Source organism: Mesorhizobium sp. M1143, assembly GCF_040318435.1.
GTDB lineage: Bacteria > Pseudomonadota > Alphaproteobacteria > Rhizobiales > Rhizobiaceae > Mesorhizobium.
Genome location: NZ_JAMYMJ010000060.1, coordinates 1 through 18,721 on the forward strand (window position 1 = coordinate 1; position 18,721 = coordinate 18,721).

Annotated in this window: 17 protein-coding genes; 12 read left to right on the forward strand and 5 right to left on the reverse strand. The window is 63.7% G+C overall.

Features of this window, described 5'->3' with window-relative positions; all coding sequences use genetic code 11:
* Positions 1-159 precede the first annotated feature (159 nt).
* From NKH35_RS27100 to gcvA, 4 genes are all read right to left on the reverse strand, one after another.
* Complete coding sequence (locus NKH35_RS27100; RefSeq protein WP_352740194.1) at positions 160-1,467, reverse strand: ABC transporter substrate-binding protein; 1,308 nt, start codon at positions 1,465-1,467, stop codon at positions 160-162.
* 152 nt (positions 1,468-1,619) lie between these two features.
* Positions 1,620-3,062 carry a hypothetical protein gene (locus tag NKH35_RS27105; protein ID WP_352916983.1) on the reverse strand — a complete coding sequence of 481 codons (1,443 nt, stop codon included), beginning with the start codon at positions 3,060-3,062 and terminating at the stop codon, positions 1,620-1,622.
* Between the two features lie 191 nt (positions 3,063-3,253).
* On the reverse strand, positions 3,254-4,558 hold the full coding sequence (gene pncB / locus NKH35_RS27110; RefSeq protein ID WP_352916985.1) for a nicotinate phosphoribosyltransferase: 1,305 nt from the start codon (positions 4,556-4,558) through the stop codon (positions 3,254-3,256).
* Positions 4,559-4,727: 169 nt separating this feature from the next.
* The gene (gene gcvA / locus NKH35_RS27115) at positions 4,728-5,696 is read right to left on the reverse strand and encodes a transcriptional regulator GcvA (protein WP_023671280.1); all 969 of its coding nucleotides are present in this window, start codon (positions 5,694-5,696) and stop codon (positions 4,728-4,730) included.
* A gap of 207 nt (positions 5,697-5,903) precedes the next feature.
* Between gcvA and speB the strand changes: the two genes are divergently transcribed.
* The 11 genes from speB to NKH35_RS27170 all read left to right on the forward strand — a co-directional run bounded on the left by speB (position 5,904) and on the right by NKH35_RS27170 (position 16,169).
* Positions 5,904-6,965, forward strand: coding sequence for an agmatinase (gene speB, locus NKH35_RS27120; RefSeq protein ID WP_023695895.1), 1,062 nt, complete (start codon positions 5,904-5,906; stop codon positions 6,963-6,965).
* Positions 6,966-7,048: 83 nt separating this feature from the next.
* Positions 7,049-7,843, forward strand: a complete 795-nt coding sequence (locus NKH35_RS27125; protein ID WP_023695894.1) for a transporter substrate-binding domain-containing protein — start codon at positions 7,049-7,051, stop codon at positions 7,841-7,843.
* 6 nt (positions 7,844-7,849) lie between these two features.
* Positions 7,850-8,506, forward strand: a complete 657-nt coding sequence (locus NKH35_RS27130) for an amino acid ABC transporter permease (RefSeq protein ID WP_023671277.1) — start codon at positions 7,850-7,852, stop codon at positions 8,504-8,506.
* A complete protein-coding gene (locus NKH35_RS27135) occupies positions 8,503-9,150 on the forward strand; it encodes an amino acid ABC transporter permease (protein WP_023695893.1) in 648 nt (215 codons plus the stop codon). Before NKH35_RS27130 ends, NKH35_RS27135 begins: the two co-directional genes overlap by 4 nt.
* Before the next feature lie 68 nt (positions 9,151-9,218).
* Complete coding sequence (locus NKH35_RS27140; protein ID WP_023671275.1) at positions 9,219-10,307, forward strand: ABC transporter substrate-binding protein; 1,089 nt, start codon at positions 9,219-9,221, stop codon at positions 10,305-10,307.
* A 95-nt stretch (positions 10,308-10,402) separates the two neighbouring features.
* Positions 10,403-11,440: an ABC transporter ATP-binding protein gene (locus NKH35_RS27145; RefSeq protein ID WP_023695892.1), complete on the forward strand. Its 1,038-nt coding sequence runs from the start codon at positions 10,403-10,405 to the stop codon at positions 11,438-11,440.
* Complete coding sequence (locus NKH35_RS27150; protein WP_023695891.1) at positions 11,437-12,291, forward strand: ABC transporter permease; 855 nt, start codon at positions 11,437-11,439, stop codon at positions 12,289-12,291. Before NKH35_RS27145 ends, NKH35_RS27150 begins: the two co-directional genes overlap by 4 nt.
* Positions 12,288-13,091, forward strand: coding sequence for an ABC transporter permease (locus NKH35_RS27155; protein WP_023671272.1), 804 nt, complete (start codon positions 12,288-12,290; stop codon positions 13,089-13,091). The genes NKH35_RS27150 and NKH35_RS27155 overlap by 4 nt, the downstream gene beginning before the upstream one ends.
* Positions 13,092-13,625: 534 nt before the next feature.
* Positions 13,626-14,432: an alpha/beta fold hydrolase gene (locus NKH35_RS27160; protein WP_197031286.1), complete on the forward strand. Its 807-nt coding sequence runs from the start codon at positions 13,626-13,628 to the stop codon at positions 14,430-14,432.
* A gap of 232 nt (positions 14,433-14,664) precedes the next feature.
* Entirely contained in the window at positions 14,665-15,096 is a 432-nt protein-coding gene (locus NKH35_RS27165) for a monooxygenase (RefSeq protein ID WP_352917000.1), read from the forward strand.
* Positions 15,097-15,158: 62 nt separating this feature from the next.
* On the forward strand, positions 15,159-16,169 hold the full coding sequence (locus tag NKH35_RS27170; RefSeq protein ID WP_352916988.1) for an NAD(P)H-dependent flavin oxidoreductase: 1,011 nt from the start codon (positions 15,159-15,161) through the stop codon (positions 16,167-16,169).
* Positions 16,170-16,234: 65 nt separating this feature from the next.
* Here NKH35_RS27170 and NKH35_RS27175 read toward each other — a convergent pair whose 3' ends face one another.
* A complete protein-coding gene (locus NKH35_RS27175; protein ID WP_352916990.1) occupies positions 16,235-17,779 on the reverse strand; it encodes a bifunctional AfsR/SARP family transcriptional regulator/alpha/beta hydrolase in 1,545 nt (514 codons plus the stop codon).
* Between the two features lie 386 nt (positions 17,780-18,165).
* On the opposite strand from NKH35_RS27175, the gene NKH35_RS27180 reads away from it, so the two are divergent.
* Entirely contained in the window at positions 18,166-18,708 is a 543-nt protein-coding gene (locus tag NKH35_RS27180) for a class I SAM-dependent methyltransferase (protein ID WP_352916992.1), read from the forward strand.
* Positions 18,709-18,721 lie beyond the last annotated feature (13 nt).

The following is an 18,721-nucleotide window of genomic DNA, read 5'->3' on the forward strand; positions in this document are numbered from 1 at the left end:
CCCGGCCCCACTACCCCTCCGGTGGGGGGGGGGGGCCCGCCCCGGGGGGGGGGGGGGGGGTGGCCCCGGCCCGTCGCGACCCCCACCCCGTCGCGAAATCTGCGAAAAAGTGCGAAGCTTGCGTGCCGACCCTCCCCACAAGGGGGAGGGTAAGGCGCCTCACAGCGCCTGCGTCGTATAATCCCCTTCGGCCTCGTAAAGCCCGTCCTCGATCTTGGTCTTGTGGACGACCTTCATCTTGCCGCCTTCGACCTTGGAGATGTTCTGGATGCCAAAACACTGGTGGATCTTGCCGTTGAAGGTCTTGGGGCCTTGCGGATGCTCCGGGCCTTCGGCGAATTCGGTCAGAGCCTCGGTCGCCTCGACCAGCTTGGCGCGGTCTTCCGGGCCCTTGTAGCCGGCATCTTCCATCGCCTTCTTAACGACATAGAGCGTCTCCCAGCAGCCGAACATGTGGGCGGCGGTGGAGACGTCCTTGGGGTCGCCGACGGCAGCCCCATTGTCGTCGATGCCGACAGCGGCGCGGTAGGCTTTCTGGGCGGCCGAGTCATTGGCCTGCGCATAGCGCGGCGAACCTTCCCAGAAATGGCTGCCGTCCAAAAATTCGAGGCCGGGGCTGTTGATGTCGGTGGCTTCGAGCGAATCGATGAAGCCGAACAGCTGCGGCCGGTTGGAGCCGTAGAACTCGCCGAGTTCCTTGACGAAGGTGAGCACGGCCGGGCCGACCATGACATGGTAGATGACTTCGGTCTCGGCCGGGATCTGCGGGAAGTATTTCGTGAAAGACGACTCTGTCGGCGGGATGGCGATCTGGGCGATGACCTCGGCGCCTTGCGCCTTCAGCGCCGGCGGCAGGTAGTCGCGATGGTCGTAGCCGAAGGCGAAATCGGGGAAGATCTGCGTCACCTTCTTGCCGGCATTGGCCGCGATCCACGGCGCCATCGACTGGATCTGGCTCTTCACATCGGTGATGCCAGGCTGGAAGACGTAGCGGTTGAGCTTGGTCGAAGCGACGTGGTGGCCTTCGCTGACGACGAAATACGGGATCTTGTTTTCGCCGGCGGCCGGCGCCGAGCCGATCACCACATGCGAGAACAGCGTGCCGAAGACGATGTCGGTCTTGTGCTGGGTGGCGAACTTGCCGACCACCTCGGCGCCACGGCCGGGATCGGTGCCGTCATCCTCGATCACCAGTTCGACAGGTCGGCCATTGATGCCGCCGGCGTCGTTGATCGCCTTGACCGCGGCGGCACTGGTCTTTTCATACCAGCGGCCATAGGCGGCGCCGATGCCGGTGCGGTGCGACTGGAAGCCGATCTTGATTGGCGCCGAACTCTGCGCCTGGCTGTAGCGGACGAAGCCGGGCGCGAGCGTCAGCCCGGCGCCGGCGGCGAGACCTTTCAGCGCGGTGCGGCGGCTAAGGGTGGATGATTTGGAGAGATCGAAAAACCCATTCTTGTCAGTCACGGCAGTTCCCCTGTTTTTGAGTTTTGACTGTCTGTAACGAGGCAAGGCCACTCCCTTGCAGGAGGGGCAGAAATTGCATGTGTACAAACTAAATCACCAAAGCACAGAGCTTGCAAGCGGGCTTTCCGCAAAGGCATGTGGATCAGCTTGTCTCATCCGGCCGTCGGCGTGGCAAGCAACCACAGGCCGAAGATCGTGTAGGCAATCATCAGCATGGTGAGCGGCAACTGGCTGAGGGCGGCGCGCGATGGCACCTGGTGCAGTCGCCAGGCCAGTCCATGGGCAACGAGCACCGCCAGCATGTGCCCGGCGATGATGATGCCGGCCTGCAGGTTCCACAGCCACCAGGCGGAGTGGGCCCCGGCGACGATGCCGGCCTCGATCTGCATGTCGGCGGCGCCGAACAGGTTCCATCCCAGCGCGAACGGGTCGGACAAAGCGGCGATCGCATACTGGCCGTCGACCAGCAGCGCCGTCAGATAGTGCGCGACATGATAGGCGAGCGCGATCGGTACGATCGACCAGACCAGCAGCCCGGCGGCCTCGCCGTGGGAATGTCGGCTGCCGGCAAGGCGCTGGCCGAGTATGACGGCCAGCAGGAATGCCGCCGCGAGCAAGACGAAGGTCAGCACGAGGCCAAAGCTGCTTATGCCGATGAGCGCGGTGCGGCCGGGATATTCCAGCGGGTTGATGCCGAACAGGCCGAGCCAGAAGAAGGTTTTCGACAGGCCGTCGAAGGACACCGATGACAGGCTGAGCAGCAGGAAGGCGATACCGCTTGCCGGCAGGGGCGCTGCGCCGAGCAGTTTTGCGCCGGGCCAGCAGAGAGCGAGGCGGCCGTGTTCATCGCGCTCGACGATGGCGAAACGAGCCACCATGGCGAAAAAGATCGTCAGGAATTCGCCGCGCCGGCTCCAATCGCGGTAGCCGAAGGCGAGCATGGCGATGAAGGTAAGCAACCAGTAGAGGCCGGCGACATAGGCAAGCCGCGCCGGGTCGTCGGGCGCCGGGTCGATCAGCTCGAACCAGGCGAAGGCGAAGAACAGGATAACGGCCGGCCAGCAGCCGAGCCATGAACGCAAACGCGATTCCTGTCCCTCACGGCCACGAAACTTGAACAGGCGGCTTTCGATCCGCCGCGGGCCATACCATGGATTCAGCCACGACCAGACATCGCCGAACAGGCCTTGCGCGATGGCAAGGCCGACCCAGAGCAGCGTCCAGATGGTCAGGGGCAGCGGATTGGAGAGCGGATCGCGGCTGCCGAACAGGCCGGCGGCGATGAGCGTTGCGAAACCGGCAAAGGAGATGAGGCTGATGATTGTGCGAGGGGTGTCGGCGAATGGGAAGAGCGGCAGGCGGCGGCGCCAGAAGCGGTCGAGGGTTGCGGGTGGCAGCAGGGCGAGGACGAGGAAGCTTACCGCGACGGCAAGCGCGCCGCCGGCGATGTAGTAGCCGGTCGGGAGGAGGAGGACGTGGCCGCGGTCGGAGGCGTGGGCGAAGGCAGGGGTGGGGAGGAGTGTGAGGGTGGGGGAGCAGGCGACATATGTCAGCCTGACGCGATCCTTCACACCCCCCTCTGGCCTGCCGGCCATCTCCCCCGCAAGGGGGGAGATTGGATGTCGCCGGGGCTTTCGCCAACTTTCAAGGGTAAAGAAAGAGGCGCGGTACTCGATGCTGCCAATCTCCCCCCTTGCGGGGGAGATGTCCGGCAGGACAGAGGGGGGTGGGCGGCAACTCACGCTATCGCGATTTCCATTTCGTCCAGCAAGGCACCCGCCGACCCTCAAACCTTGACCAGCTGCTCCACGCGGTCCTTCGCCCCAAAAATCCGGAGATAGCGCTCGATCTCCTTCTTGTCGCCCGTCGCTTTCGCCGGATTGTCCGACAGCTTCACCGCCGGCCGGCCATTGGCCTCCGTCACCTTGCAGACCAGCGATATCGCATCCAGGCTGTTGGTTTCGGTCGGCGCGCAGCCTTCGAAATCGTTGGTGAGGTTGGTGCCCCAGCCGAAGGACATGCGCACCTTGCCCTTGAAGTGCCTGTAGGTCTCCTCGATGGTTTCGACCTCGAGACCGTCGGAGAAGATCAGCAGCTTCTGCCTGGGGTCCTTGCCCTTCTCGCGCCACCAGTCGATGATTTTTTCGCCGCCTTCGATCGGCGGCGCGCTGTCGGGGCGGAAGCCGGTCCAGTCGGCGACCCAGTCCGGGGCGTCGCGCAGGAAGGATGCGGTGCCGAAAGCGTCGGGCAGCACGATCAGCAGGTTGCCGCCGTAATAGCGCTGCCAGTCCTGCAGCACCTTGTAGGGCGATTCCTTCAATTCCTTTTCCGACTTGGCAAGGGCGGCAAAAACCATCGGCAATTCATGCGCGTTGGTGCCGAGCGCTTCGAGGTCGTTGTCCATGGCCAGCAGCACGTTCGAGGTGCCGGTGAAGGCTTCGCCAATGCCTTCCTTGAGCGCCTCGACGCACCAGCGCTGCCACAGGAAGGAATGGCGGCGGCGGGTGCCGAAATCGGAGATGCGGATGCCGGGCAGCGCCTTCAAGCGTTCGGTCTTGGCCCACATCTTCCCCTTGGCGCGTGCATAGAGCACGTCAAGCGCGAAGGGACCGAAGGCGCGCATGGCGGCGCGGGAACGAAGCTCATTGATGATCGCCAGCGCCGGGATTTCCCACAGGGTGGTGTACATCCAGGGACCGCTGAAGGAGAGCTCGTACTGACCGTCGCGCTTGGACAGCTCGTAGTCGGGCAGCCGAAAACCTTCCAGCCAGGCGAGGAATTCCGGCTCGAAGATCTGCTTGCGGCCATAGAAATTGTTACCGCCAAGCCAGATCATCTCCTTCTTGGAGAAGCGCAGCGTGCGGGCATGGTCGAGCTGGTCGCGCAATTCGCCTTCGTCGATGTCGTCGGCCAGGCGCACCGAGGTGGTGCGGTTGATCAGCGAAAAGGTGGCGACGACCTTGGGGTACATGCCCCAGATCATCTGCAGCATCAGAAGCTTGTAGAAATCGGTGTCGAGCAGGCTGCGGACGATCGGGTCCAGCTTCCAGGTGTGGTTGTAAACGCGCCGCGCTATATCGGTTCTTGCCATGTCCTGCCGTCGCCTTCGCTGCTCACGTCTGTCTTACGCAATTCCGGACGGAAAACCGCCGCACTCGTTTCCTGGAATTGCCTGGCAAGAGCTTAGTAGCATTGAATTTTTGAAAGCGCTTCCCGCTTTCCGGGCTGGCCCGACAAAAAGCAGCCGCTCCGGTCCAGCCTCAACTCTTGGCGCCCACCACCCGCAGCGCCGGACGCTTCCGGCGGCTGCCGATGCGGCCGGCCACCGGCGCGTCGGCCCGGCTGTCGGCCTGTTCCTTTTCGGCAAACAGCCAGTCGACGAACAATTGCACGATCGGCGCCGAACGCATCTCGTTGCGGCAGACGACGTAGAAATCGTCGACTGCCGGCACCGACAGGCTGAACGGCGCCACCAGCAGGCCCCTGGCGAGCAGCATGCTGGCGGTGACGGAATCACCGAGCGCCACGCCATGTCCGTGCACCGCGGCTTCGATCGCCGTACGGGCGTCGCCGAGATGGTGGCGGCGGCCACGTTCGAGGTCGAGCCCATCGGCGGCGGCCAGCCAGGTGTGCCATTCGCGGCCATCATCGCCATGCAGGATGACATGGCCAGCAAGATCCCGGCAGATGCGGAGCGGCCGGTTGTTGATCAGCGTCGGACTGACCACCGGGAACAGTTCGAGGCCCGACCATTTGCGCATCCAGCAATCGGTCCAGCTGCCGTCGCCATAGAGCACGCAGACATCGACCTGTGGGGCGCGGATGTCCTTGGGGTCGTTGGACGGGATCAGCGTCAGCCTGATGTCGGGGTATTGCGCCATGAAGCTGCCGAGCCGCGGCGTCATCCATAGAAGCAGCAGCGCCGGCACGCAGGACACCGACAGTGTACCGGCGCTGGCTGGCCTGGTCATGCGCTGGGTGGCGGCGGCGATGCCGTCGAAGGCGGTCGAGACCGCCGGCAGCAATTCGGCGCCGTGCGGGGTGAGCTTTACCCGCTGTCCGGTGCGTTCGAACAGTTTTACGCCGAGTGATTGCTCGAGCGCCTTGATCTGGTGGCTGATCGCGCCGTGGGTGACGTTGAGCTCACTCGCCGCCTTGGTCAGCGAGGCATGCCGCGCCGTCGCCTCGAAGGCGCGCAAGGGATTCAAGGGGGGCAGACGCTTGGCCATTAGCAACCGGATACTCTGTGAGATTTTCTCACAATCAGCACCGTAACAATATCAATTGATTTTTCAATGCGGCTGCCGGACACTTTGGCAGGTCAACAGCATTAATGACGTGAAATCTACAGGCAGCCAGCGGGACAGCGACCCGGCCGGATGATGGTCAGTTTGCAGACGCTGCCGCATGCACCAGCCCGGCAGGAGGAGACCGACATGGGTTATGACAGAGGCAAGCTCGACGCGCTGCGCCGCAAATATGGCGAGAGCCATGGCGGCGAGATGTTCGACCCGAAGTTCCGCAAGGTCGCCGACAAGATCTTCTCCAAGAGCGGCACCCGACTCGCGCCCTATGCCGGCATCCCGACCTTCCTCGCCGCGCCCTACCGTGAAATCGCTGCCGACAATCCGGATTTCGGCGATTTGCAGGTGGCGATCATCGGCGTGCCGATGGATCTCGGCGTCACCAACCGGCCCGGCTCGCGCTTCGGGCCAAGGGCGCTGCGCGCCATCGAGCGCATCGGCCCTTACAATCATGTGCTGGAATGCGCGCCGACGCATGAGCTGCGCGTCGCCGACATCGGCGATACGCCGTTCCGCAGCCGCTACCGGCTGGAGGTCAGCCACGAAGACATCGAGCGCCGCACCAACCAGATCGTCGATGCCGGCGTGCTGCCGCTTTCGGTCGGCGGCGACCACTCGATCAGCCATCCGATCCTGAAGGCGGTCGGCAAGAAGGCGCCGGTCGGCATGATCCATATCGACGCCCATTGCGACACAAGCGGGCTGTTCGACATGACCAAGTTCCATCATGGCGGACCGTTCCGCAACGCGGTGCTGGACGGCGTGCTCGACCCGACCCGCACTATCCAGATCGGCATCCGCGGCTCGGCGGAGTATCTGTGGGAGTTCACCTATGAATCCGGCATGACGGTCGTGCATGCCGAAGAGGTGACGGGTCTCGGCATCCCGGCCATCATCGAGAAGGCGCGCAGAATAGTCGGCGACGGCCCGACCTACATTTCCTTCGACGTCGACAGTGTCGATCCGGCCTTCGCGCCGGGTACCGGCACGCCGGAAATAGGCGGCCTGACGACGCGCGAGGTGCTCGAACTGCTGCGCGGCTTGAAAGGTCTCAACATTGTCGGCGGCGATGTCGTCGAGGTGGCGCCGCAATATGACGCGACCACCAACACCGCCCATGTCGGCGCCCAGGTCCTGTTCGAGATCCTGAGCCTGATGGTGTTCAGCCCGGCGATCACCGGCAAGGGGGCCTGACGGATTTCACATGCAAAGGCGGCCGCCGCGCTGGAGCCGGCGGCCGTTTCCAAAACAAACAAGCTTCCAGAAGGGGAATACCAATGACAATCCAAATGAAATCAACCATCGCCGCTGCGCTGATGCTCGCCGGCCTCGGCTTCGCCTCCCAGGCCAATGCCGACGCCGTCGACGACATCACCAAGGCCGGCGCCATCAATGTCGGCATCTTCTCCGACTTTCCGCCCTTCTCCTCGGCCAGCGCCGATATGAGCATCAAGGGTTACGACGTCGACGTCGCGCAGGCGATCGCCGATTCACTTAAGGTGAAGCTCAATCTGGTCAGCGTCACCGGCCAGAACCGCATCCCGTATCTCACCGACAAGCGCGTCGATATCCTGATGAGCGTCGGCTATTCCAAGGAGCGCGAGGAGGTGATCGATTTCGCCGCCGCCTATGCGCCCTACTACATCGCCGTCATCGGTCCGGCAGCGCTTTCGATCAAAGGCAAGGAAGATCTCGCCGACAAGTCGATCGCCGTCAATCGCGGCACGCTCGAGGATACGTCGTTGACCGAAGCGGCGCCGTCATCGGCCGACATCAAGCGCTTCGACAACTACAATTCCGTCATCCAGGCCTTCATCTCCGGCCAGACCCAGCTGATGGTGGTCGGCAATGATGTCGGCGCGCAGGTGCTGGCCAAGCAGGACGCGCTGAAGCCGGAGCAGAAGTTCCAGCTTTTGACCTCGCCTTCGCATATCGGCCTCAACAAGAAAGAGGACCGGCTGAAGACGGCGGTCAATGATGCGGTTGCCAAGATGCTGGCCGACGGCAAGCTCGACGAGAGCTCGAAGGCCTGGCTGAAGACGCCGCTCAATCCCGACAACCTCAAGGATTGAGTTCTCGTGGCCTTTGCCTGGCTCCCAGGTGCTGTGGGCGACATCGCGCGCGGCGCGGCCACGACGATCCTGTTGATCGTCGTGACCACGCTCGTGGGCACGCTGCTCAGCATCCTGGGCGCTGCCGGCCGGCGCAACGGCCCGGTATTCGTGAAGCGCGCCATCGCGGTCTATGTCGAGGTGATGCGCAACACGCCGTTCCTGGTGCAGCTGTTCTTCATCTTCTTCGGCCTGCCCAGCCTCGGCATAAGGCTCGACCCGATCCTGGCCGCCATGCTGGCAATGACGCTCAACATGGCGGCCTACACCATTGAAATCGTCGGCGCCGGTCTCGATGCCGTGCCCGGCGGACAGACGGAAGCAGCGCTTGCACTGGGCTTGAGACCGCGCCAGGTCTTCATCAAGATCGTGCTGCCGCAGGCGCTCAAGGTGATCTACCCGGCGCTGACCAGCCAGATCGTCATCATGATGCTGGAATCGGCCGTGGTGTCGCAGATCGCCGTGCGCGAGCTGACCTATGAGGCCGACATGCTGCAAGCCCGCACCTTCCGGTCCTTCGAAACCTATTTCGTCGTGACCCTGGTCTACCTCGTCCTGTCCATGGCCTTGCGCCGGCTGCTGGTCACAGGCGGGCGCCGCGTATTGGGGGCAGGTGTCACATGATCGAATTCACCTTCTGGGACATCGTTCGCAATCTGCTGCTCGCCGCCCGCTGGACGGTGCTGTTGTCGCTGGCCGCCTTTGTCGGCGGGGCGCTGGTCGGGCTGATCGTGCTGTTCTTCAGGATCGCAGAGAATAAATGGAGCCAGCGGGTCGCTTCCGGCTACATCGCCCTGTTCCAGGGAACGCCGCTGTTGATGCAGCTGTTCCTGATGTTCTTCGGCCTGCCGATGCTCGGCCTGCGCATCGAGCCATGGACGGCAGCGGTGCTCGGCCTGACCTTCTTCGCCAGCGCCTATCTGGCCGAGATCTGGCGCAGCGGCGTCGATGCGCTGCCGCGCGGGCAGTGGGACGCCGGCGCCAGCCTTGGGCTGCACCGTCTGCAGGAGCTCAGGCTGATCATCCTGCCGCAGGCGTTCTCGATCACAAGGGCGCCGATCGTCGGCTTCCTGGTGCAGTTGATCAAATCGACGGCGCTGACCTCGATCATCGGCTTCGAGGAGCTGGTCAGAACCTCCAACGCCATCAACAACGCCACCTTCGAACCGTTCAAGGTCTACGGGCTGGTGGCGCTGATCTTCTTCGTCATGTGCTTTCCACTGACGCAATACGCCCGTACGCTCGAACAACGAGCGGCGGCCCACTGACGCCAGGCGGCGACAGTGCGTGAAGGGAACCTGCCGGAATAGAACGGCATCAACTGAGGAGAAACCAGATGAACAGACTGATCGGAAAATCCCTGACACGGCGCGGCGTGCTTGGTGCGGGCCTCGCTACAGCCGGCGTGCTCGCCATGCCGTCGATCCTGCGCGCGCAGGACAAGTCGCTGAAGGTCGGCGTCTACGGCGGCTATTTCAAGAAATCCTTTGACGAGCACGTCTTCCCAGATTTCACCAAGGCCACCGGCATTGCAGTGGAATCGGTCGCCGAGCCGACCGGCGAAGCCTGGCTGGTGCAGCTCGAACAGGCGTCCAAGGCAGGCCAGGCGCCGGCCGACCTTTCGATGATGTCGCAGACCTCGACGCTGAAGGGCCAGTCGACCGAATTATGGACGCCGCTCGATACGTCGAAGTTCAAGCACTACAACGACCTCTTGCCGCGCTTCGTCAACAAATATCCGGATGGCCGGGTCGCCGGCATCGGCGCCGTCGCCTGGTGGATCACGCTGGTCTCCAACACCGATGTCTACAAGGATGCGCCGACCTCATGGGAGACGCTGTGGGACAAGGCCAATGAGGACAAGCTTGGCCTTCTGGCACTTGCCTCGAACTCGTTCCTGCTCGAAGTGACAGCCAAGACCTTCATGGGCGGCACCAATGCGCTCGACACCGAGGACGGACTGAACAAGGCGTTCGAAAAGCTCGCCGAGCTCAAGCCGAATGTCCGGCTGTGGTATCGCGACGAGGCGCAGTTCGAGCAGGCGCTGAAGTCGGGCGAGATCCCGATGGGCCAGTATTATCACGACGTCACCGGCCTCGCGGTCGCCGACGGCTTCCATGTCCGCTCGACCTTCCCGAAGGAAGGCGGCATCCAGGACTCCGGCAATTGGGTGCTGTCGCGCGCCTCGACCAAGGTCGACGAGGCGCATGCCTTCATCGACTATATGAGCCAGCCGTCGATGCAGGGTCTGATGTCGCGCAAGGTCGGCACCACGCCGACGCTGAAGAAAGAGGTGCTCGACCTCAAGCCGGAAGAGTTCGCCGCGGTGTCGTCGGATATCGATCCGATCATCCCGCGCTATGACCTCTATACGTCGAAGGCCGACTGGATCAACCAGAAGTGGACCGAGCTGATCGTCGGCTGAGCCGCCCGTTCCGCTTGAAAACTGATCGGCCGCCGGATTTCCTCCGGCGGCCATTTCCTGGAATTGCTCCAGCGCACAGCCTGAGAGGGATGAGCATGTCCGGACTAGATATCAACGCCGTCACCAAAAAATTCGGCAACTTCGCCGCCGTCGACAATGTCCAGCTCAACGTGCCGCATGGCACGTTCGTGTGTCTGCTCGGCCCATCGGGCTGCGGCAAGACCACGCTGCTGCGCATGATTGCCGGACTGGAGGAGCCGACCAGCGGCGCCATCGTGCTCGACGGCGAGGACATCACGCCTTTGCCGACGCACAAGCGCAATCTCGGCATGGTGTTCCAGTCGCTGGCGCTGTTTCCGCATCTCTCTGTCGGCGACAACATCGCCTATGCGCTGCGCATTCGCGGCGCCTCGAAGGAGGAGCAGAAGAAGCGCGTCGACGAGTTGCTAGGCCTCATCCATCTGACCGGCTTTGCCGACCGCCCGGTGGCCAAACTGTCGGGCGGTCAGCGCCAGCGCGTGGCAATTGCACGGGCCTTGGCGCTGTCGCCGAAACTGTTCCTGCTCGACGAGCCGCTGTCGGCGCTCGACGCCAAACTGCGCGAGGCCATGCAGGTGGAACTGCGCCAGTTGCAGCAGCGGTTGGGCATCACCACCATCGTCGTCACCCACGACCAGCGCGAAGCCATGACCATGGCCGACCTCGTCGTCGTCATGGGCCACGGCAGGATCCTGCAGGCGGCGCCGCCGATCGAGATCTACCGCAAGCCGGCCGACGCCTTCGTCGCCGACTTCATCGGCATCACCAATCTGCTGCCGGCCGAGATCGACAGCACCGGGCGCACCACCATTCTGGGCACAGCCATTCCAGGTCTTGCCATGCCGGCGGGTCAGACTAAAGCGTCTGTATCGGTCCGCCCCGAGGATGTGCATCTCGGCAGCCCCGGCGGCTCGGCCATTACCGGCGAGGTGAGTTTCGTTCGCGATCTCGGCGGCACCATCGAGACCTTCGTCGATGTCGGCGGCACCAGCATCATTGCCGTGACCACGCCGCGCGAACGGCATGACGTGCCGGTCGGCGCCAAGGTCGGCGTAACGCTGCCGCCCGGCAGCTGCGTGGTGCTCGGCGCATGAGACGCGAGGCTCCGAAGTCGCTAGCCGACTACACGCCGCTGTTCTTTCCGGCGCTGATGCTGATCGTCTTCTTCGTCGTGCCGTTCTCGACGATGATCGCCGTGAGCTTCTTCAAGCGCAATCCGTCCGGTTTCTACACGCCGGATTTCGTGTTCGACAATTACGCCCGCTTCCTGTCGGTATTCTTCGGCGGCGTGCTCGGCTTTTCACTGATGCTGGCGGTGCTGGTCGCCGTCTGCTGCGTGGCCATCGCCTTCCCCTTCACCTACCTCCTGACCCGCCGGCCGCGCCGCGTGCAGACGCTATGGCTGGTCGGCCTGCTGTCGGTGCTGTCGCTGTCGGAAGTCATCATCGGCTTTGCCTGGTCGACGCTGTTTTCGCGCACGGCGGGCATCACCAATCTGTTCGTGGCGATCGGGCTGATGGACAAGCCGGTGGCGCTGCTGCCGACCTTCGGCGCGGTGCTGACCGGCATGGTTTACCAGGCGCTGCCCTATACGATCCTGGTGCTTTACCCCGCTTTGGTCCGCCTCGATCCGACTCTGTTAGAGGCCGCGCGCACGCTCGGCGCCTCGCCTATCCGGGCCTTCTTCAACGTCGTCGCGCCGGCGCTGCGCAACACCATCGTGGCGACGCTGATCATGGTCTTCGTCTTTGCGCTCGGCTCCTATCTGCTACCGCAGATTCTGGGACGCCCGCAACACTGGACGCTGTCGGTGCTGATCACCGACCAGGCGATCTACCAGTCCAACATGCCGTTCGCAGCCGCGATGGCGGTGTTCCTGGTGCTGATCTCGCTGGCGCTGGTCGGACTGACGCTGCTCGTCGGACGAAGGGAGAACGCCCTATGACCGCGACCTTGCTGCGCCGTGTCTATTTCACCATCGTCGCTTTGTTTCTGGCGGCGCCGCTGATCGTCGTCGCCGGCGTGTCGGTGAATTCGCGGCAGGAGCTCAGCTTCCCCCCGGTCGGCTTCTCGCTCGCCTGGTACGCCCAGATCTTCACCGATCCGGAATGGCGGCTGGCGCTGATCCATTCGGTGACGCTGGCCGTCTGCTCGGCAGCCATTGCCGTGGCGGTCGCGCTGCCCCTGGCCTGGTTCCTGTGGCGGCGCATCGCGCCATGGGCGAACATCTTCCAGGTGCTGGGGCTTGCCCCCTTCATCCTGCCGCCGGTCATCACCGCGCTCGGCTTCCTCTCCTTCTGGGCGACGGTCGGGCTGTTCGGCCAGTTCTTCACCGCCATCATCAGCCACGCTATCTTCTTCGTGACGCTGCCGCTGGTGACGCTGTCGCTGGGCTTTGCCTCGATCGACCGCTCGCTGGTAGAGGCCGCCGCCACCATGGGCGCCGACGACCGCACGGTGCTGAAGACCGTGGTGCTGCCGTTGATCCTGCCCTACCTCGTCTCGGGCTACGCCTTCGCCTTCGTCTTGTCGCTCAACGAATACATCGTCGCCTACATGACGATCGGCTTCACCACCGAGACGCTGCCGATCAAGATCTTCAACGCGCTGCGCTATGGCTACACGCCGACCATGGCTTCGGTGTCGGTGTTCTTCGTCGCGGTGGCGGCACTGGTGTTCGGCTCGATCGCCAGGTTCGGCGATATTCGCAGGCTGCTCGGCGCTATGTCGTCCGACGGGAGCTGAGCGCATCCATGAATGGCAACCCTCAATCATTGGTCAGGACCTCCAACGCCGTCGCCAACGTCACATTCGAGCCGTTCAAGGCCTAATAGGCCGCCGGTGGCACTGATCTTCTTCGCCATGTGCTGCGTGCCCTTACGGGTGGCGAAAGAGAAAATAGTGCACTGTCACCGCAATCCACCGTAATCCTTCGCTGCCGAACGCGATGCGGATTTTGTACAGCGTACGCCGAAGGCGCGCCCGTGCGGCTTCCTCCTCGGTCTCGGGCCACAGAAGCGTGGCTGCGACCTCGCGCGCCACAGGCCCGCTGGCCTCGGCGAGGTAGAGGAAGAGCTGCCTTGCGCAAGGCAAGTTCCACGCGCCGCCCGTTCAGACGGAACTCAGGAAAACTCAGAAGTCGGAGTTCCAACCGCTCCATCGATCCGTATGCGGCCGCCCAAGGACATTGAGAGGACGTTGAGGGGACGCCGGCCTTCTATCAATCCCCACGAAGTCAGGCCGATTGGGCCCGACCCGAAGGCTCCCCTGGAGCGAGAAATGTCACTGGTCAATACTCTCCCTCACCATTGTAGGTCCGAGGCTGTTGCCATGGACGGCATCTCTATCGCTTACGAGGACCTGGGTCGCGGCGAGCCGCTCGTGCTGCTGCATGGCGTGACCGAAAGCAGCGAGTCCTGGCACGAGGCGGGTTACGTCGACCAGCTGCTGCGGCGCGGGCGTCGGCTGATCCTCATCGATTGCCGCGGCCATGGCCGGAGCGGAAAGCCTCACGACCCGATCGCCTATTCCGGCCTCAGGCGGGCAGCAGATGTCGTTGCCGTGCTCGACCGTGCCGGTGTCCGGCATGCTGCGCTGATGGGACATTCAATGGGCGGCGTGGTCGCGCTGGCCGCGGCTCTCTACCACCCGGACCGCGTCAGCGCGCTGATCGTCAATGGCGCGCATCCGTTCGCGGAGGATCTCGCCTCCCTTCGAGCGACGCTCAGGAATGACTTCGAAGCTTGGCTCGCCTTCTTGACGCAACTGGCCCCCGACCTTTCGCAGGCCGCAAGCCGGCGGATCCGGGCCAACGATCTCACAGCTGTTCAAGCAAGCCTTGCCAAGGACAGGCCAGATTTCTCGGCGGCCTTCGCGGGGCTGGGGATACCGGTGCTGGCAATCAGCGGCACGCTCGATCCCCGTTGCGAGCCCGTCCGGAATTTCGCGGAACTGGCGGGCGGCGAGTTTCTGCCGCTCGCGGGCAAGAACCATGTCACCGCCTTCCTCGATGTCGACACCGTGGCGCCGGTGGTCGACGCTTTTCTGGACCGTGTCGGTGCTCCGAACACAAGGCAAGGAGACTAAGCCATGTGCGGAACCTCCTTGCCGTTCGATGTCGAATGCCTCCGGGCCTGCGGCGAAAGCATGCTGTTGACGGCTCCCTCGCCGGCGTTGCGGCGCCGCGTCAAGTTAGGTTGCCTTCTAAGGCAGACGATCCACACCGAATGGAGCCGTGAAAACGAGGTCGGTTCTCCTTCAGGCCATGGTTGGGTTGCCAAGGCCATCTCATAATCGAGCCCAGAAAAGGAAAGAGATCATGAATAAACTTCAGACCGGGATCGATCGGAAACCCGTCCCCCGCGATCGCGGTGAGAGGCGTTCGGACACGCCGGCCGCACTGCTGTTTCGCTTTCCTTTCCCTGGGCCTTGGGGAGAGGAATTGGCGCAAGCCTCGCAAGAGCTAGCCAATGACATCGCCAACGAGGACGGGCTCATTTGGAAGATCTGGCTGGAAGACCGCGAGACCGCGCAGGCTGGGGGCATCTACCTGTTCGAGGACGCTGCTGCGGCGAACCGATATCGGGAAAAGCACGAACAGCGGCTTGCCGCCATGGGAATTGGCAGGGTCATGGTGAATGCCTTCTCGGTCAATACCGGGCTGTCGGTTCTGACCATGGCGCGGGCTGCGCTCGGCGAATCCAGCGCTTCGGAGATTCCTTCGATGGCCGCGATCACGATGCGGCCATGACGACTAATCCCGGCCGGCGCGTCACGCACAGGCTGCCCCAATCAAATCAAAGGACACAGACCATGATTTCCACATCCATCACTCGGGACTTTGGGCTCGCGACGCCAATCGTCAATGCAGGCATGGCGATGATCGCCCGTCCCGCTCTTGCGGCCGCTGTCTGCGAAGCCGGCGGGCTTGGCACAATCGGCTGCGACATCAACCCGCCCCACATCCTGCGCGAGCTTATCGGGAAGACCAGGGCACTTACGAAGCGATACTTCGGTGTCGACCTGATCGGCGACTTCGTCACCGACGAACACATATCCGTCCTCATCGAGGAACAGGTGGCGCTCGCAATCTTCTTTTGGACGTTGCCGACCTCGGAGCATGTCGGGCGGCTGAAGGAGGCCGGCATCAAGGTCTGGATGCAGATCGGCCGAGTCGCCGAAGCTGAGCAGGCGGTCGCCCTCGGCGCCGAAGCTCTCATCGTCCAGGGTGCCGAGGCAGGCGGCCACAATCGGGCGGAAGCGTCAACCATGACGCTCTTTCCCCGCATTCGCCGACGCTTCCCGGGCCTGCCACTGCTTGCCGCAGGCGGCATAGTGGATGGCACGACCATGGCCGCCGCGCTCGTTCTCGGCGCTGACGCTGTCTGGTGCGGCAGCCGTTTCCTCGCTTCGCAACAGGCCGAAGCGCATGATGCCTACAAGGGCCGCGTACTGACTGCCGATGTTGGCGATACGGCGCTCTTGTCCATCTACGGCCCCGAGTGGCCCGATCAGATCATGCGAGCCATCGTCAATGACGGAGCACGCGCGGCGCTCGGGCGAGAAGCTGAAGCCGCCAAGGAGGCAGAAGGCCAGTTCATCGGCTCTACCGTCCTCAACGGCGAGACGATACCGGTGCCGCGCTACAGCGCCATCCTGCCGACGCCCGATTTCAACGGCGACATAGAGCAGGCATGCCTGACGGCCGGACAAAGCGCCGGCAACATCGACGAAGTCCTGCCTGCGGGTGAGATAGTCCGACGAATGACGGCCGAGGCAAAGTCGGTGCTCCGCCGTCTGACCGGCATAGCGGAGGCCGCCTAACGCGCGGCCTTCACATGTCCATTTGCAACCGATCATCCCTGCAGTGCGCGCGCCCTGGTGAGCGATCAGCTGCGTCGTGCAAACGCGCTGATGCTGTCAAGCAGCGGCTGTTGGTCGCCGACCCAGAACCAGTGGTCACTGCCGGCGACCTCAATGAACTTCGCGCCCGGGATGTTGGCCGCGAGGAAGCGCCCGGCTTCGACGCGCACGGCGCGGTCGCCAGAGCGGTGCAGAACAGTCGTCCGGGCCGAGACTTTTGCAAGGAGATGACGGACATCGGTATCACGCAGCGCTTCCAGCAGACCCGCGACCGCGCCGGGACTGGAGGCTGCCCTGAGCAAGCCAGCCCACCATGTCTGAGCCTGGCGGTCTGCGGCCAGGCTCGGGGCGAAAGTTTCGATTTCCGCCGGGCCTCCCCAACCGGCGAGCAGCCGTTGCTTCCATAGATCGTATTGCGCGACAGTCAGGGCAAACGGATAGTCGGGCACGCGGCTGCCTTTCGCCAAGGAACCCCAGAGAACAAGACCGATCAGGCGATCGGAGTGGTTTACGGCAAAACGGACACAACCCGGCCCACCTTCTGAGGCGCCGATGAGCAAGGCCCTACGGCTACCGGCCGCGTTCATGACCGCCAGAATATCCTGCGCCGTTGCTTCGACGGTCGGGCGGGCACCGACGCGGTCGGAAAGTCCCATGCCTCGCCGGTCGAAAAGAATCAGGCGGCCGAGACGCGAAACCGCAGTGATCCAGGCGCGGCAGCGCCTGTCCTCCCAGACCCGCTCGACATGCGAAATGAACCCCGGAACAAGCACGATGTCCATCGGGCCGTTGCCAACGATCTGGTAGGCGATATGGATGCCGTCCACTTCGACATAGCGCGTTCTGGGCACGTCCAGGGTGGTATCGTGAGTTGGCTCACGCAGCAGGGCAAGAGTGGTGGGGTCCGGCGTGATGCCGAGTTCGTCCCGCAGCAGCCGGACACAGGATTCGGCTTGGCGCTCGGCTGCCGCCCTGTCCCCGGCCGCCAGATGGGCGCGGATCAGGTGTCGGTGCGCACTTTCGCTCAAAGGGTCCAGTCCCGTCAGGCGCGTAGCATGCACGACCGCGCTGCGAGGCTCACCGGAAGCGATCTTCGCCTCGATCAGCCGCTCGAGTGCCTGCACCAGTCGGCTGCGTAAGGTCTCGCGCCTGAAGAAGACCCATTCCTCGAATTCCGGACAATCCGGGACTGAGAAGCCGGCAAGATAGTCGCCCTTATGCATATCGGCTGCCTCGTCGAGAGGGCCGGCATTGCAGGCATGCTCGAAAACCTTGGAGTCGACCTCGACGGAGAGCGCCGGATGCAGGCTGAGAGACGTTCCGCTGGCGGCGATAACCTCGCGGCCGAACGCGATGCGGATTTTGTACAGCGTGCGCCGAAGGCGCGCCCGTGCGGCTTCCTCGTCGGTCTCAGGCCACAGAAGCGTGGCTGCGACCTCGCGCGCCACAGGCCCGGCGGCCTCGGCGAGGTAGATGAAGAGCGCTGCTGCCTTGCGCAAGGCAAGTTCCACGCGCCGCCCGTTCAGACGGAACTCAGGAAAACCCAGAAGTCGGAGTTCCAACCGCTCCATCGATCCGTACGCGGCCCCCAAAGGACATTGAGAGGACGTTGAGGGGACGCCGGCCTTCTATCAATCCCCACGCCGTCGGGCCGATCGGGCCCGATCCAGAGACTCCCTTGGAGCCAGAAATGTCACTGGTCAATACTCTCCCTCACCATTGTAGTTCCGAGGCCGAAGAAGGCGTTCCTATTGCATATCAGGGCTACCCCGGTCATGGAGGGCGGCGCGTGGCATCGGCTGTCGGCGCCTTGCCGGGTCCTGTCGGCTCTGTGAACACAGAGCGGGGAGGCTGAGACATGTGCCAATCCTGCCTCTCCTGGTACGCACGCTGCATTGCTCCCTACCTCGTCCACGCCGGCTGTTCGGCCAACGCATTCTCGTACATGCGAAGGCGAATGATCCCGCGGGCAGAGGGCATTGTCGTCGAAGTCGGCTTCGGGTCTGGCCTGAACCTTCCCTATTACGACCCCGCCAGGGTGGAGCGGCTGGTCGGCGTCGATCCGGACGGCACGATGCTCGGTTTGGCCGGACCTAGGAGCCGTTCCTTGCCATTCCATGTCGAATGCCTCCGGGCCAGCGGCGAAAGCCTGCCGTTGGCCGATGCCTTCGCTGACACGGTCGTCGTGACCTATGCCTTCTGCACCATTCCGGACCCCGACGCGGCGCTGACCGAAATCAGGCGCATCCTGAAGCCCACGGGTCGGCTGATCTTCATCGAGCACGGTCAGGCCGAGGGGCCGCGTTGCCGCAGGTGGCAGGTGCGCCTGAACGGGTTGTGGGGACGGCTCGCCGGCGGTTGCCACCTCACCCGCAACCCGCTCGACTTGATCCGGGGAGCGGGCTTCCGTCTCATCGAAGAGGAGCGCGCACGGTTCCCGCTGCCCTTCTGGCAATTGGGAAGCCACCACGCCGGCGTCGCGTCACCTCAGACAATTTGACGCCCTCACCAGC

Coding starts and splice junctions, on each gene's coding strand:
- NKH35_RS27105 (WP_352916983.1), bottom strand. CDS start 3,062: ATGGCCGGCAGGCCAGAGGGGGGTGTGAAGGATCGCGTCAGGCTGACA.
- pncB (WP_352916985.1), bottom strand. CDS start 4,558: ATGGCAAGAACCGATATAGCGCGGCGCGTTTACAACCACACCTGGAAG.
- gcvA (WP_023671280.1), bottom strand. CDS start 5,696: ATGGCCAAGCGTCTGCCCCCCTTGAATCCCTTGCGCGCCTTCGAGGCG.
- speB (WP_023695895.1), top strand. CDS start 5,904: ATGGGTTATGACAGAGGCAAGCTCGACGCGCTGCGCCGCAAATATGGC.
- NKH35_RS27125 (WP_023695894.1), top strand. CDS start 7,049: ATGACAATCCAAATGAAATCAACCATCGCCGCTGCGCTGATGCTCGCC.
- NKH35_RS27135 (WP_023695893.1), top strand. CDS start 8,503: ATGATCGAATTCACCTTCTGGGACATCGTTCGCAATCTGCTGCTCGCC.
- NKH35_RS27140 (WP_023671275.1), top strand. CDS start 9,219: ATGAACAGACTGATCGGAAAATCCCTGACACGGCGCGGCGTGCTTGGT.
- NKH35_RS27145 (WP_023695892.1), top strand. CDS start 10,403: ATGTCCGGACTAGATATCAACGCCGTCACCAAAAAATTCGGCAACTTC.
- NKH35_RS27150 (WP_023695891.1), top strand. CDS start 11,437: ATGAGACGCGAGGCTCCGAAGTCGCTAGCCGACTACACGCCGCTGTTC.
- NKH35_RS27155 (WP_023671272.1), top strand. CDS start 12,288: ATGACCGCGACCTTGCTGCGCCGTGTCTATTTCACCATCGTCGCTTTG.
- NKH35_RS27160 (WP_197031286.1), top strand. CDS start 13,626: ATGTCACTGGTCAATACTCTCCCTCACCATTGTAGGTCCGAGGCTGTT.
- NKH35_RS27165 (WP_352917000.1), top strand. CDS start 14,665: ATGAATAAACTTCAGACCGGGATCGATCGGAAACCCGTCCCCCGCGAT.
- NKH35_RS27170 (WP_352916988.1), top strand. CDS start 15,159: ATGATTTCCACATCCATCACTCGGGACTTTGGGCTCGCGACGCCAATC.
- NKH35_RS27175 (WP_352916990.1), bottom strand. CDS start 17,779: ATGGAGCGGTTGGAACTCCGACTTCTGGGTTTTCCTGAGTTCCGTCTG.
- NKH35_RS27180 (WP_352916992.1), top strand. CDS start 18,166: ATGATCCCGCGGGCAGAGGGCATTGTCGTCGAAGTCGGCTTCGGGTCT.